We start from the raw sequence: 12,554 nt of genomic DNA on the forward strand, positions 1-12,554 counted from the left end.
CCCTCCATAGTTAGCTAAATCTTTATATCACCTCAATCCCAAAAAATCATCAAACCAATAAACACAAAAAATAATTAACCAAAGTTATTGACGTGTGAGTTAACCAAAGTTATATTTAAGCCGTACCCCCAATAACCGAGGACGGCAAAATGATACTGACAAATACCCCTACAACAGACAAACAACGTGCTGAACATTTCCACCTGGTCAGTATTCGTTTTGCCTGCCTGCTCGCCACCAAACAAGACCCTATGGACTGTGAACGTGTTGCATTGCGTATAGCAAAACTTGAACGCCAATTAATGCACAGCAACCCAAGCCAACTGTTCAGTAGCCAATTTGAAAACCAAGCCGGTGAACTCGGTGACAACCTCGCCATGCGTTACAACCACCACACTGGCCGCATCACCATCTGGCGCAATACCCCATTACACCAATGCGGCAAAGTGTTCCAACTGAGGGCGAATGTATGAGTGCCGCAAACGAATACTGCGACCGTGAAATAGCCAAGTGCAAAGACATGATCCGCACTTGGCCCCACGAAGCACTATGCCTTAAGCGCTTAATTAAAGGCTGGCAACGCACTAAGCAGCAATTAAAGAACATCGAAACAATCAACAATGCTGAGGATTCAGTATGAGCCAAATACAAGCAGCAACAATTGAACGTGATGAAGGTTATTGGACGCACCCAGACTTACCTGAATGGGATGAAGGTACTCCACGAGCAGAATGCGAGGCATGGGCGGCAGATAATGGCGGTGAATTTGTAGCGATTTGGTTTGAAAATGATGCACCCGAAAATCTTATCGAACGATTCTATGATGACAGCGATAGTGATATTAGTGATTGGAGCCCCGTTTGCGAAAAGGCTGGTTCATTCTTACTGAGCATTCACGATACAGAAGATGGCCCAGTCGCACTGTTCTTCGCGCCTAAGGATAAGGACACTGATGCATGAAATACTTAATCCAAGGCGGTGAAAGCGCTGAACGCCTACAGCTGCTACTGCAACTCACCAACATTGAATCGCCCGACATAGTGGCTGCATTACATGATCACTTCGTCGCAGGTCACCAAGACACGGTGGCAGCTATTCGAAACAACGTTAAAAAAAGCAATTTATCACGGGCAATAGCACGATTAGAGCAAGTGACATTCACGGTTGAACAGATCAAAGAAATCGACTGGGCCAAGTTCAAATCAAGAAAGGTGGCGTAAATGAAATCTAATGCAGCATTTAAGCACCTGATTGGACATTATCGCAATCAAAAAATTGACCTAATTTGTGCATTAAAAATGGGCGACCCTATAAAAACAGCAATAGCACTAGGGGCGCTTGACTGTCTTTACTGGCAATCACTCGGTAATGGGTTAGTTAATTTTGCTAAAGGCATAGCAAGAACAATCATTCATTCTTACAAGTACCACCAAATTCGATTACCTGGCCACCCACAGCAAGGTTACCAAGTTAACGGTTACCCCAAGATGGATTTAAAAATGTTATTAAGCGGTGCAGCATGAATAAGGTAACCAAAACGTTCAGCACCAAACAAGGTGTTGTCACGTTATCACAGCCGTTCTTCACGCTAATGCACGAACAGCAGCAAGTTGAAGCAACTTACAAGCCAAACAACTACAACGGTTGGGGCATGTGTAAAACATTCAACGCTATTGAAGTTAGTGATTTCACCCAAGCCGATGCAGAGCTATTTGCCAGCACCGCCGATTCAAAACTACGCATACAGGGGTATGCAGCATGAAAAAGTCAGACGTTATCAAAGAAGCATTAAAACAATGGTATGCCCTTCCGCGTGATCAGGTCGGCTCATGCCAGCATTACATGAAAACACTAGCAGAAAAACTAGCTAAGGAAGGTAAGTAATGAGTGCAGCAATAAAGAGTGAATCAGACCTAATTGAATATTATTACATTAACCAGTACATGAGCGGTGATCAGGTGGCTGCCAAGCTTGGTCTAAGTCCATACAACGTAAAAAAGTATCTACGGGAGAACGGCATAGCAAGAAACCGGAAAGAAGCAACATCTAAAGCAGCAAGGACATTACGTCAAAAGGCGGCTAACAGTGCACTGAGCGCATACGACATGCAAGAACTGCGCGAATGCAGGGCTTCGACACTTGCTCTATCATTAATACGTAAAAGGAGATCTTGTGATGTCATTGTTGACTAAAGATGAACTTGAACAACTTAGTGGCCTAACGCAACCGGCTGCGCAAGTTAAATGGTTAAAAACACAAGGCATCAATCACTTCGTTAGAAATGACGGTAGGCCTTCTGTAACGTGGGAATTTGTAAATAACCCACATGGAAGCATGTTAACCAATATCAAATCCGCACAACCAAATTTTGGAGCATTAACCAATGCGAACGCGTAAACCAGAAGATGCATGGATGCCACCTTCTGTTTATCTTCATACACGATCTGGTGTTGCAGTGAGTTACGTTATCAAACGACGTAACTCAACTAAGGTGCTTTGTAAAATAACCGCCACTAAGGCGGAAGTATGGCAAGCATACGAACGTGAAGTGGCAGAAACCAGCTTAGAGTACACAGTTAATCGTTTAGTGATTGACTACCTAGGCAGCCAAAACTTTATCGACCTTGCCCCCCGCACTCAACGCGACCGAACCCGAGAGCTTGAATTGTTCAGTAAAGTGTTTGGCGAAATGAAGCCCGAGCAAGTCGAACCTTTTCACGTTCGCCAATACATCGACTTACGCGGAAAAACCAGCAAGACACAAGCAAACCATGAACTCGCTGCAGCCAGCGTAATGTTTGCTTGGGGTTATGAACGCGGCCTATGTAACAGCAACCCAGCGAAAGGCGTTAAAAAGTTTAAGCTTAAAGCTCGTGATAGATACATAACCGACACCGAATACAATGCCCTATTGGCATGTGCTGAAACTCGTCTAGCGATTGCTTGCGAGATAAGCTATCTATGTGCAGCAAGGCAAGGTGACGTCGTTCAGCTTACCTGGTCACAAATCTCTGATGACGGTATATATATTCAGCAAGGTAAAACAGGCAAAAAACAAATCAAAGCGTGGTCGAAAAGACTGGCAGAAGTTATTAATGAATCTAAGTTGCTACACAAAGGTGTTGCAAGCATCTATGTCATCAACAAGAACAAGGGCGGAAAACTCACACAGGAAGGGTTACGCAGCGCGTGGAAGCGTGCAATGTTAAAAATGGAACAAGAATACCCAAGCATTGAACGCACATTTACGTTTCATGATATTAAAGCAAAAGGGATCTCTGATTTTGACGGGACACTAGCAGAAAAACAGCAATATTCAGGTCACAAGACAATGGCCCAAGTGAACACATATGACCGGAAAGTGAGTGTAGTACCGACTATTGGAAGTAAAGCGAAGTGAATATAAATGCAAAAATGATACTTTCTTTTTCTACGTTATATTCTACAGAATTGAAAACGGCTCGCATATTTCTATGCAAGCCGTTGTTTTATTTGGCAGGGGTGGCAAGACTCGAACTCGCAACCATCGGTTTTGGAGACCGCTGTTCTACCAATTGGAACTACACCCCTGTTGACGAATGCATTATGCTAAACCCCCCCCTAAAGGTAAAGCACTTTTTTGCATTATCTGCCTAATTGCAGTTTTTTCAAACAAGTTTGTAGTTATTAATCGTTCAGTTGTCGCTTATAATTTTACAAGCCTGTTCTGGGCATTCAATAATTGCTATTTTGATATGACTAGTTGTGGAGTCTTATTTTCTACACGCTGCTTTAGGTACACTTCTTTAATGACTTTAAGTCCCAAGCTAAAACAAGAGTAGCGTAATGCTTCGTACTGACTTTCAAATGCTATTCTTAATGCTGCACAAGTCAAATCAGTATTCGGGCTGTCTGAGCAAACCCACCACTTTTCTTGCATACAAATCCATTACCACGGCTAAATAAAGCCATTTAGTTCCAGAGCAAATATACGTCACATCACCACACTAAACCTAGTTTATGACGTCAACGTTAAACTGTCGCTTTAACAAATTAGGCGCGATTGTAGGCTCATCATTCGCTATCTTGTAGCGATGTTTTCTGGGTTGGCTACTGATAAGTCCTGCATCTTGCATTAAACTGGCTGCCTTATAGCGGCCAACATTTTCACCTAATTGATTGAGCTGGCCTGCTATCGTTCTCGCGCCTGCTGAGCCTCGGCTATCACGGTGGATTGCAATTGCTTGCTGGCGCAATTTCTCTCGTTCAGGCTTCACTAGTCCACGATGTTTGAGATGATAATGGTAGCTACTACGCGGTATTCCAAACAAATGACAAAGCTGTTTGACGATGTTCTGCTCTCTCGATAACGATTCAATTAATGCTATCGTTTGATGTTGTCTTGCATTAAGAGAGCGGTAGCCTTTTTTAAGATATCTTTCTCCCATTCAATTTTCTTAATTTGAGCTTCAAGCTCTTGAATTCGTTTTTGTTCGGGAGTGATGGCATTAGCTGATGGAGTAATACCTTCAAATTCTTGTCTTAGCTGGGTTACCCAACGTCTAATCGCTGTCGGGCCTACGCCGGTTGCATCACAAGCTTCTCGGATTGTGTAGCCTTGTTTAATCACAAGGTTAGCAGTATCTATTTTAAATTCTGTTGAGTAAGTTGGTTGAGTCTTCATTACTTTTTACACCGTTTTATCTTAAGGCAAGTTTACCTCATATCGGTGTACAGTTTAATTAAGCCACAATAAGGTTGGCATCAACAAGATCTGACTGAGGACTTTGATAACCTTAGTATCCTTAAACTTCCGCCCTATTCGCCAGAACTCAACCCTATAGAACAAGTGTGGCAATGGCTTCGTCAGAATGAACTCGCCAATTGTTGCTTTAGTGGATATGACGATATTGTTGAGCAGTGTTCTATTGCATGGAATTGATTTATTGCAGAGCCGGAAAGGGTGATTCAACTATGTTCTAGACGGTGGACAAAACTGACCAATTAATTAATGTAAATGATATAATAGCGGGCTGTCTCACGACGCTTTCAAGTCAATTAGGCGCCTAAAAATAACCTATTTCACATGGGCATATCGGCCACACAAACATGATGTTCAGATAAACCAAGCCATAATATCAACAAATGACAGACGTAAAAAAGCCCGCTACATAATAGCGGGCTGTCTCACGACTCTTTCAAGTCAATTAGGCGCCTGGAAATGACCTACTCTCACATGGGGAGACCCCACACTACCATCGGCGATACTGTGTTTCACTTCTGAGTTCGGAATGGGATCAGGTGGTGCCACAGCTCTATGGTTTCCAGACAAATTTTGCTTATCTAACGCATTATTCTTGATGCATTAAATAATAATTCGAAAAGCTGATTATGCTTTATTAAAGCTTACTTGAGGTCTCGCACTGCTTAAGCGCTCTATTCTAACACTAAGGTCATGCTCCCTTTAGTACGACCTCCATGGAAGGAGGAAGTGCTAGAAAATGTCGGGAACATTTTCAGTAAAACCCATCTGGGTTGTATGGTTAAGCCTCACGGGTCATTAGTACAAGTTAGCTCAACGCCTCACAACGCTTACACACCTTGCCTATCAACGTAGTAGTCTCCTACGGCCCTTTAGAGAGCTTAAAGCTCTAGGGATGACTCATCTTAGGACTCGCTTCCCGCTTAGATGCTTTCAGCGGTTATCGATTCCGAACGTAGCTACCGGGCAATGCTATTGGCATAACAACCCGAACACCAGCGGTTCGTCCACTCCGGTCCTCTCGTACTAGGAGCAGCTTCCTTCAATCATCCAACGCCCACGGCAGATAGGGACCGAACTGTCTCACGACGTTCTGAACCCAGCTCGCGTACCACTTTAAATGGCGAACAGCCATACCCTTGGGACCGACTTCAGCCCCAGGATGTGATGAGCCGACATCGAGGTGCCAAACACCGCCGTCGATATGAACTCTTGGGCGGTATCAGCCTGTTATCCCCGGAGTACCTTTTATCCGTTGAGCGATGGCCCTTCCATTCAGAACCACCGGATCACTATGACCTACTTTCGTACCTGCTCGACGTGTATGTCTCGCAGTTAAGCTGGCTTATGCCATTGCACTAACCGTACGATGTCCGACCGTACTTAGCCAACCTTCGTGCTCCTCCGTTACTCTTTGGGAGGAGACCGCCCCAGTCAAACTACCCACCAGGCACTGTCCCGAACCCCGATAAGGGGCCGCGGTTAGAACATCAAAACTACAAGGGTGGTATTTCAAGATTGACTCCACTCTGACTAGCGTCAAAGTTTCAAAGTCTCCCACCTATCCTACACATGTAGGTTCAATGTTCAGTGCCAAGCTATAGTAAAGGTTCACGGGGTCTTTCCGTCTAGCCGCGGGTATACGGCATCTTCACCGCAATTTCAACTTCACTGAGTCTCGGCTGGAGACAGCGTGGCCATCATTACGCCATTCGTGCAGGTCGGAACTTACCCGACAAGGAATTTCGCTACCTTAGGACCGTTATAGTTACGGCCGCCGTTTACCGGGGCTTCGATCATGAGCTTCTCCGAAGATAACCCAATCAATTAACCTTCCGGCACCGGGCAGGCGTCATACCGTATACGTCATCTTGCGATTTTGCACAGTACTGTGTTTTTGATAAACAGTTGCAGCCACCTGGTATCTGCGACTGCCGTCAGCTTAGGGAGCAAGTCCCATCACCGACAGCAGCGTACCTTCTCCCGAAGTTACGGTACCATTTTGCCTAGTTCCTTCAGCCGAGTTCTCTCAAGCGCCTTGGTATTCTCTACCCGACCACCTGTGTCGGTTTGGGGTACGATTTCTACTAACCTGAAGCTTAGAAGATTTTCCTGGAAGCATGGCATCAACTACTTCATCACCTTAGTGACTCGTCATCAGCTCTCAACCTGTACATTTAAGTACGTATTCCCGGATTTGCCTAAGAATACAGCCTACTACCTTAAACGCGGACTACCAACGCCGCGCTAGCCTAGCCTTCTCCGTCTCTCCATCGCAGTTAGCAAAAGTACAGAAATATTAATCTGTTTCCCATCGATTACGCCTTTCGGCCTCACCTTAGGGGTCGACTCACCCTGCCCCGATTAACGTTGGACAGGAACCCTTGGTCTTTCGGCGAGGGAGTTTTTCACTCCCTTTATCGTTACTCATGTCAGCATTCGCACTTCTGATACGTCCAGTGTGGGTTACCCCTTCACCTTCAACCGCTTACAGAACGCTCCTCTACCGCGCACACCTAATGGCATGCACCCGTAGCTTCGGTGGTATGTTTAGCCCCGTTAAATCTTCCGCGCAGGCCGACTCGACTAGTGAGCTATTACGCTTTCTTTAAATGATGGCTGCTTCTAAGCCAACATCCTAGCTGTCTAAGCCTTCCCACATCGTTTCCCACTTAACATACACTTTGGGACCTTAGCTGACGGTCTGGGTTGTTTCCCTTTTGACAACGGACGTTAGCACCCGCTGTCTGTCTCCCGAGTAGTACTCATTGGTATTCGGAGTTTGCAAAGGGTTGGTAAGTCGGGATGACCCCCTAGCCTTAACAGTGCTCTACCCCCAATGGTATTCGCTCGAGGCGCTACCTAAATAGCTTTCGAGGAGAACCAGATATCTCCGAGTTTGATTGGCCTTTCACCCCCAGCCACAAGTCATCCGCTCATTTTTCAACATAAGTCGGTTCGGTCCTCCAGTTGATGTTACTCAACCTTCAACCTGCCCATGGCTAGATCACTCGGTTTCGGGTCTACGCCTTGCAACTAAACGCGCAGTTAACACTCGGTTTCCCTACGGCTCCGCTATTCGCTTAACCTCGCTACAAAACGTAAGTCGCTGACCCATTATACAAAAGGTACGCAGTCACGGTCTCAAGAACCGCTCCCACTGCTTGTACGTACACGGTTTCAGGTTCTATTTCACTCCCCTCACAGGGGTTCTTTTCGCCTTTCCCTCACGGTACTGGTTCACTATCGGTCAGTCAGGAGTATTTAGCCTTGGAGGATGGTCCCCCCATATTCAAACAGGATGTCACGTGTCCCGCCTTACTCGTTTTCATCTATGGTTAGTTTTCATGTACGGGGCTATCACCCTGTGCCGCTGTGCTTTCCAACACATTCCACTAACACCCCATAGACTTAAGGGCTAATCCCCGTTCGCTCGCCGCTACTAGGGGAATCTCGGTTGATTTCTTTTCCTCCGGGTACTTAGATGTTTCAGTTCCCCGGGTTTGCCTCACTACACTATGTATTCATGTAGTGATAACAGCTTATGCTGCTGGGTTTCCCCATTCGGATATCGTTAGCTCAAATGCTTATTACTAGCTCGCCAACGCTTTTCGCAAGTTATTACGTCCTTCATCGCCTCTGACTGCCAAGGCATCCACCGTATACGCTTAGTCACTTAACCATACAACCCAAATGAGTTTCACTTTCGTGAACCACCTGCGTTATATCGCAACTAGCTGGTTTTTACTTGTCTCACCTCCAGGGTAGGAAGTGGACTCGCCTTAGTTTTTAGAATATTCAAGACACTTAAACAGTGTTTTGAGAACTCAAGATACTGATACTTTCGCATCAGTATTATTTTTCGCACTAACGTAATCACACAAACGACAACGAATTATCATCTATGCGCCTTTAGTTAGTACTATCAGCTTTCCAAATTGTTAAAGAACAATGCTAACCGGCTCGCGGCGCATTTCACTCTACTTCCGAAGAAGTTAACAAGTAATCTGTGTGAACACTCACATGCATTGCTGCACTTTAGGTATTGAGTTAGTCGTATAGGTAAGGAGGTGATCCAGCCCCAGGTTCCCCTAGGGCTACCTTGTTACGACTTCACCCCAGTCATGAACCACAAAGTGGTGAGCGTTCTCCCGAAGGTTAAACTACCCACTTCTTTTGCAGCCCACTCCCATGGTGTGACGGGCGGTGTGTACAAGGCCCGGGAACGTATTCACCGTAGCATTCTGATCTACGATTACTAGCGATTCCGACTTCATGGAGTCGAGTTGCAGACTCCAATCCGGACTACGACGTACTTTGTGAGATTAGCTCCACCTCGCGGCTTTGCAACCCTCTGTATACGCCATTGTAGCACGTGTGTAGCCCTACTCGTAAGGGCCATGATGACTTGACGTCGTCCCCACCTTCCTCCGGTTTATCACCGGCAGTCTCCCTAGAGTTCCCACCATTACGTGCTGGCAAATAAGGATAGGGGTTGCGCTCGTTGCGGGACTTAACCCAACATTTCACAACACGAGCTGACGACAGCCATGCAGCACCTGTCTCACAGTTCCCGAAGGCACACCAGAATCTCTTCCGGCTTCTGTGGATGTCAAGAGTAGGTAAGGTTCTTCGCGTTGCATCGAATTAAACCACATGCTCCACCGCTTGTGCGGGCCCCCGTCAATTCATTTGAGTTTTAACCTTGCGGCCGTACTCCCCAGGCGGTCTACTTAATGCGTTAGCTTGGGAGCCCAGTGACTAAGTCACCAAACTCCGAGTAGACATCGTTTACGGCGTGGACTACCAGGGTATCTAATCCTGTTTGCTCCCCACGCTTTCGTACATGAGCGTCAGTCTTTGTCCAGGGGGCCGCCTTCGCCACCGGTATTCCTTCAGATCTCTACGCATTTCACCGCTACACCTGAAATTCTACCCCCTCTACAAGACTCTAGTTCACCAGTTCTAAATGCAATTCCCAGGTTGAGCCCGGGGATTTCACATCTAGCTTAATGAACCGCCTGCGTACGCTTTACGCCCAGTAATTCCGATTAACGCTCGGACCCCTCGTATTACCGCGGCTGCTGGCACGAAGTTAGCCGGTCCTTCTTCTGTAGGTAACGTCACAGCAGCGTGCTATTAACACGCTACCTTTCCTCCCTACTGAAAGTGCTTTACAACCCGAAGGCCTTCTTCACACACGCGGCATGGCTGCATCAGGGTTTCCCCCATTGTGCAATATTCCCCACTGCTGCCTCCCGTAGGAGTCTGGGCCGTGTCTCAGTCCCAGTGTGGCTGATCATCCTCTCAGAACAGCTAGGGATCGTCGCCTTGGTGAGCCATTACCTCACCAACTAGCTAATCCCACCTAGGTTCATCCAATCGCGAAAGGCCCGAAGGTCCCCTCCTTTCCCCCGTAGGGCGTATGCGGTATTAGCAGTCGTTTCCAACTGTTATCCCCCTCGACTGGGCAGATCCCTAGGCATTACTCACCCGTCCGCCGCTCGTCAGCAAAGAAAGCAAGCTTCCTCTCTGTTACCGCTCGACTTGCATGTGTTAGGCCTGCCGCCAGCGTTCAATCTGAGCCATGATCAAACTCTTCAATTAAAGTTTTTTGAAATATTCGGTTAGGAATATTTCGGCTCAATGAATTCTGATTTACACCTTATAAACTCGGAAGAATCTATAAGATGTTTGTTACATATTGCTATGAACATTCATCGTTGCATTGAGTTGAAATTTTTTGATTGCCAACATTCCGAAGAACAGAAGACAATTTCGAATAACTCAATACCTGTGAATGTCCACACAGATTTCTTGTTTAAATTGTTAAAGAACGTTGCTCACTATGAAGAAGTTTAAGTCTTTCATGTTAGCAGCCTAAGACGCTAGGTCGTTGGCTTGGGGTGCGTATTCTACGCTTCCCCGTGTTGGCGTCAAGTGTTTTTTCAAACTTTCTTTTCGCTGCTGAACTCAGTGTTTTGAAGCACTTAATTCAACCTAACCCGGTGACCGCTTGCGCTGTCTGCCGTGTCAGTGGATGCGCATTATAGGCAACACAGGATTTAGTGCAAGCCCTTTTGTATACCTTTTAGAAGAAAAGCAACCGACCGAACACTATTCAAACAACGCAGTACTAAAAGCACTCAACAAGGTTAAATTTCATTCCATTTCGCTACAGCTAAAATACAAAGGTTTACTGATTAAGATGTAATGAGACTTAAATGAAAGCTCTAATTTTTGGAATATGAAGAGTAGGGGCTATTTAATGAGGAGATAAGGACAAACAATTTATGGGAATGTAATCTATACCTAATAATGCCCAATGCTATTATTAAGCGTTACTGTCGTTAATGATCACTTCTTAGCTTCCAGTTTCATCTTTTGTACTCTTGGTGCTATCAGTACTATCAGTACTATCAGTACTAGGAGCATTACAGATAGATGAAGGTTGTTGTGTATCTTGTTTATTCAATTCGTCACCAACAATATGTTCCACTTTTAGTTTCTTAATACTTTTAATGGTAATAATCGGTCCAGAGAGTGCATAAATATAAAAGCCTAGGCAAAGTATGATTGCAGGTTCTACAGAAATAATAACGAATACACCGACAAGCATTAACATTACGACAAAATTTACCTTACTCCGCCAATCAACTTCTTTAAAAGAGTGATAGCGGAAATTACTGACCATTAGCAGTCCAGTTAATGTGGTAATGATTGCAGCTATGTAATTTATACTTGTTGTATCAATTCCATATTTACTACCACTCCAGATACTTCCAGCAATTAAAGCAGCCGCAGCTGGACTTGCAAGCCCTTGAAAAAACCTTTTGTCAGCCACACCGACTTGAGTATTAAAACGCGCCAACCTTAACGCTGCACATGCACAATAAATAAAGGATGCAAGCCAACCAATCTTACCTAAATCCTGTAACGCCCAGTTATAAACTAATAAAGCTGGGGCCATACCGAAGGAGACCATATCTGCCATACTGTCGTATTCGGCGCCGAAATCACTTTGCGTATTTGTAAGCCTCGCAACTCTGCCGTCAAGGCCATCACAAATCATGGCGATAAAAATAGCAATGGCAGCAGATTCGAAATGGCCATTCATCGATGAAATAACCGCATAAAAACCTGAAAATAATCCTGCTGTGGTAAACAAGTTAGGTAATAAGTAAATACCTTTGTTTTTTACTGGGTGATTGGATGAATTTTGCATACACTTTAAATATTATCGTTTAGATGTTGGATTTATAATCAAGATAGCATATTTTTATACATTCAAGCATAACGTCAATTAGCTTTAGGATACTCAAATGGGAATTATGCGTTTAGTTATTGTTTTAACCACTTTTGCATTTAGTACATGCTTATTTGCCGCGACAATTTACACTTGGGTAGATGAAAAGGGTGTAGTTCATTACAGTCAACAACAGCCTCAAAATGTAGATGCTAACAAGATTTACAGTGAAGATATGGAACCGTCTAAAATAGGCACACACACACCACAGAAAAAATCTTCCGTTAAAGTTGAATCTGAGTTAGAGAAATCGGCAAAAATTATTAACCAAAAGGATAAGCAACAGGCGAAAGATATCTGTGAAAGTGCTAAACACAGCCTTAACGTATTAAAGACCCACAGTAAGTTAAGCCAACAAAACAAAGAAAGCGGCGAAACAGTGACCATGACAGAAGAACAAAGACAAGCAGCGATAAAAGAAAATACTGACCGAATCCGTTTATTTTGCAATACACAACAATAGAAAAAGGGAGCAACGGCTCCCTTTCTTATATCAGCATAACTTAA

15 protein-coding genes, 1 tRNA gene, 3 rRNA genes and 1 pseudogene are annotated in these 12,554 nt (G+C 44.8%); 12 read left to right on the forward strand and 8 right to left on the reverse strand.

Annotated features, from left to right (window positions below; genetic code table 11):
* The first annotated feature begins 149 nt into the window (after positions 1 to 149).
* Genes FH971_RS16460 through FH971_RS16495 form a run of 10 tightly spaced genes read left to right on the forward strand, consistent with a single transcriptional unit; the run spans position 150 to position 3,400 of the window.
* Complete coding sequence (locus tag FH971_RS16460) at positions 150 to 473, forward strand: hypothetical protein (protein ID WP_140235055.1); 324 nt, start codon at positions 150 to 152, stop codon at positions 471 to 473.
* A complete protein-coding gene (locus FH971_RS20420) occupies positions 470 to 640 on the forward strand; it encodes a hypothetical protein (RefSeq protein WP_167496044.1) in 171 nt (56 codons plus the stop codon). Before FH971_RS16460 ends, FH971_RS20420 begins: the two co-directional genes overlap by 4 nt.
* Entirely contained in the window at positions 637 to 960 is a 324-nt protein-coding gene (locus FH971_RS16465; RefSeq protein ID WP_140235056.1) for a hypothetical protein, read from the forward strand. The genes FH971_RS20420 and FH971_RS16465 overlap by 4 nt, the downstream gene beginning before the upstream one ends.
* The gene (locus FH971_RS16470; protein WP_140235057.1) at positions 957 to 1,220 is read left to right on the forward strand and encodes a PapB/FocB family fimbrial expression transcriptional regulator; all 264 of its coding nucleotides are present in this window, start codon (positions 957 to 959) and stop codon (positions 1,218 to 1,220) included. Before FH971_RS16465 ends, FH971_RS16470 begins: the two co-directional genes overlap by 4 nt.
* A complete protein-coding gene (locus FH971_RS16475) occupies positions 1,221 to 1,523 on the forward strand; it encodes a hypothetical protein (protein ID WP_140235058.1) in 303 nt (100 codons plus the stop codon). It begins immediately after the preceding gene.
* Entirely contained in the window at positions 1,520 to 1,762 is a 243-nt protein-coding gene (locus FH971_RS16480; protein WP_140235059.1) for a hypothetical protein, read from the forward strand. The genes FH971_RS16475 and FH971_RS16480 overlap by 4 nt, the downstream gene beginning before the upstream one ends.
* Entirely contained in the window at positions 1,759 to 1,884 is a 126-nt protein-coding gene (locus FH971_RS20645; RefSeq protein ID WP_276611784.1) for a hypothetical protein, read from the forward strand. Before FH971_RS16480 ends, FH971_RS20645 begins: the two co-directional genes overlap by 4 nt.
* The gene (locus FH971_RS16485) at positions 1,884 to 2,192 is read left to right on the forward strand and encodes a hypothetical protein (RefSeq protein ID WP_140235060.1); all 309 of its coding nucleotides are present in this window, start codon (positions 1,884 to 1,886) and stop codon (positions 2,190 to 2,192) included. Before FH971_RS20645 ends, FH971_RS16485 begins: the two co-directional genes overlap by 1 nt.
* A complete protein-coding gene (locus tag FH971_RS16490) occupies positions 2,176 to 2,397 on the forward strand; it encodes a DUF4224 domain-containing protein (RefSeq protein WP_240778376.1) in 222 nt (73 codons plus the stop codon). The genes FH971_RS16485 and FH971_RS16490 overlap by 17 nt, the downstream gene beginning before the upstream one ends.
* Positions 2,384 to 3,400: a tyrosine-type recombinase/integrase gene (locus FH971_RS16495; RefSeq protein WP_140235061.1), complete on the forward strand. Its 1,017-nt coding sequence runs from the start codon at positions 2,384 to 2,386 to the stop codon at positions 3,398 to 3,400. The genes FH971_RS16490 and FH971_RS16495 overlap by 14 nt, the downstream gene beginning before the upstream one ends.
* Positions 3,401 to 3,493: 93 nt before the next feature.
* Here FH971_RS16495 and FH971_RS16500 read toward each other — a convergent pair.
* The 4 genes from FH971_RS16500 to FH971_RS16515 form a co-directional block, all read right to left on the reverse strand.
* Positions 3,494 to 3,570, reverse strand: a tRNA-Trp gene (locus FH971_RS16500).
* 154 nt (positions 3,571 to 3,724) lie between these two features.
* The gene (locus tag FH971_RS16505; RefSeq protein ID WP_140235062.1) at positions 3,725 to 3,919 is read right to left on the reverse strand and encodes a hypothetical protein; all 195 of its coding nucleotides are present in this window, start codon (positions 3,917 to 3,919) and stop codon (positions 3,725 to 3,727) included.
* A gap of 73 nt (positions 3,920 to 3,992) precedes the next feature.
* A complete protein-coding gene (locus FH971_RS16510) occupies positions 3,993 to 4,427 on the reverse strand; it encodes an IS3 family transposase (RefSeq protein ID WP_140235063.1) in 435 nt (144 codons plus the stop codon).
* Positions 4,364 to 4,663, reverse strand: a complete 300-nt coding sequence (locus FH971_RS16515; RefSeq protein ID WP_140235064.1) for a transposase — start codon at positions 4,661 to 4,663, stop codon at positions 4,364 to 4,366. The genes FH971_RS16510 and FH971_RS16515 overlap by 64 nt, the downstream gene beginning before the upstream one ends.
* A 72-nt stretch (positions 4,664 to 4,735) precedes the next feature.
* Between FH971_RS16515 and FH971_RS16520 the strand changes: the two are divergent.
* A pseudogene (locus tag FH971_RS16520) lies at positions 4,736 to 4,987 on the forward strand (transposase); the annotation flags it as partial.
* A gap of 205 nt (positions 4,988 to 5,192) precedes the next feature.
* Here the strand turns inward: FH971_RS16520 and rrf are convergent.
* The 4 genes from rrf to pssA all read right to left on the reverse strand — a co-directional run bounded on the left by rrf (position 5,193) and on the right by pssA (position 11,966).
* Positions 5,193 to 5,308: ribosomal RNA gene (gene rrf, locus FH971_RS16525) — 5S ribosomal RNA — on the reverse strand.
* A 210-nt stretch (positions 5,309 to 5,518) separates the two neighbouring features.
* Positions 5,519 to 8,423 (reverse strand): 23S ribosomal RNA (locus FH971_RS16530).
* Positions 8,424 to 8,804: 381 nt separating this feature from the next.
* A 16S ribosomal RNA gene (locus FH971_RS16535) occupies positions 8,805 to 10,348 on the reverse strand.
* Together the 16S, 23S and 5S rRNA genes form the textbook arrangement of a ribosomal RNA operon.
* Positions 10,349 to 11,105: 757 nt before the next feature.
* Complete coding sequence (gene pssA / locus FH971_RS16540; protein ID WP_140235065.1) at positions 11,106 to 11,966, reverse strand: CDP-diacylglycerol--serine O-phosphatidyltransferase; 861 nt, start codon at positions 11,964 to 11,966, stop codon at positions 11,106 to 11,108.
* Between the two features lie 97 nt (positions 11,967 to 12,063).
* On the opposite strand from pssA, the gene FH971_RS16545 reads away from it, so the two are divergent.
* The gene (locus FH971_RS16545) at positions 12,064 to 12,510 is read left to right on the forward strand and encodes a DUF4124 domain-containing protein (protein WP_140235066.1); all 447 of its coding nucleotides are present in this window, start codon (positions 12,064 to 12,066) and stop codon (positions 12,508 to 12,510) included.
* Positions 12,511 to 12,554: the final 44 nt, after the last annotated feature.

This window comes from Shewanella polaris, assembly GCF_006385555.1.
GTDB classification, from domain to species: Bacteria; Pseudomonadota; Gammaproteobacteria; order Enterobacterales; family Shewanellaceae; genus Shewanella; species Shewanella polaris.

Excerpts from the sequence above, each read along its gene's own strand:
- FH971_RS16460 (WP_140235055.1), top strand. The coding sequence starts at position 150 with ATGATACTGACAAATACCCCTACAACAGACAAACAACGTGCTGAACAT.
- FH971_RS20420 (WP_167496044.1), top strand. The coding sequence starts at position 470 with ATGAGTGCCGCAAACGAATACTGCGACCGTGAAATAGCCAAGTGCAAA.
- FH971_RS16465 (WP_140235056.1), top strand. The coding sequence starts at position 637 with ATGAGCCAAATACAAGCAGCAACAATTGAACGTGATGAAGGTTATTGG.
- FH971_RS16470 (WP_140235057.1), top strand. The coding sequence starts at position 957 with ATGAAATACTTAATCCAAGGCGGTGAAAGCGCTGAACGCCTACAGCTG.
- FH971_RS16475 (WP_140235058.1), top strand. The coding sequence starts at position 1,221 with ATGAAATCTAATGCAGCATTTAAGCACCTGATTGGACATTATCGCAAT.
- FH971_RS16480 (WP_140235059.1), top strand. The coding sequence starts at position 1,520 with ATGAATAAGGTAACCAAAACGTTCAGCACCAAACAAGGTGTTGTCACG.
- FH971_RS20645 (WP_276611784.1), top strand. The coding sequence starts at position 1,759 with ATGAAAAAGTCAGACGTTATCAAAGAAGCATTAAAACAATGGTATGCC.
- FH971_RS16485 (WP_140235060.1), top strand. The coding sequence starts at position 1,884 with ATGAGTGCAGCAATAAAGAGTGAATCAGACCTAATTGAATATTATTAC.
- FH971_RS16490 (WP_240778376.1), top strand. The coding sequence starts at position 2,176 with ATGTCATTGTTGACTAAAGATGAACTTGAACAACTTAGTGGCCTAACG.
- FH971_RS16495 (WP_140235061.1), top strand. The coding sequence starts at position 2,384 with ATGCGAACGCGTAAACCAGAAGATGCATGGATGCCACCTTCTGTTTAT.
- FH971_RS16505 (WP_140235062.1), bottom strand. The coding sequence starts at position 3,919 with ATGCAAGAAAAGTGGTGGGTTTGCTCAGACAGCCCGAATACTGATTTG.
- FH971_RS16510 (WP_140235063.1), bottom strand. The coding sequence starts at position 4,427 with ATGGGAGAAAGATATCTTAAAAAAGGCTACCGCTCTCTTAATGCAAGA.
- FH971_RS16515 (WP_140235064.1), bottom strand. The coding sequence starts at position 4,663 with ATGAAGACTCAACCAACTTACTCAACAGAATTTAAAATAGATACTGCT.
- pssA (WP_140235065.1), bottom strand. The coding sequence starts at position 11,966 with ATGCAAAATTCATCCAATCACCCAGTAAAAAACAAAGGTATTTACTTA.
- FH971_RS16545 (WP_140235066.1), top strand. The coding sequence starts at position 12,064 with ATGGGAATTATGCGTTTAGTTATTGTTTTAACCACTTTTGCATTTAGT.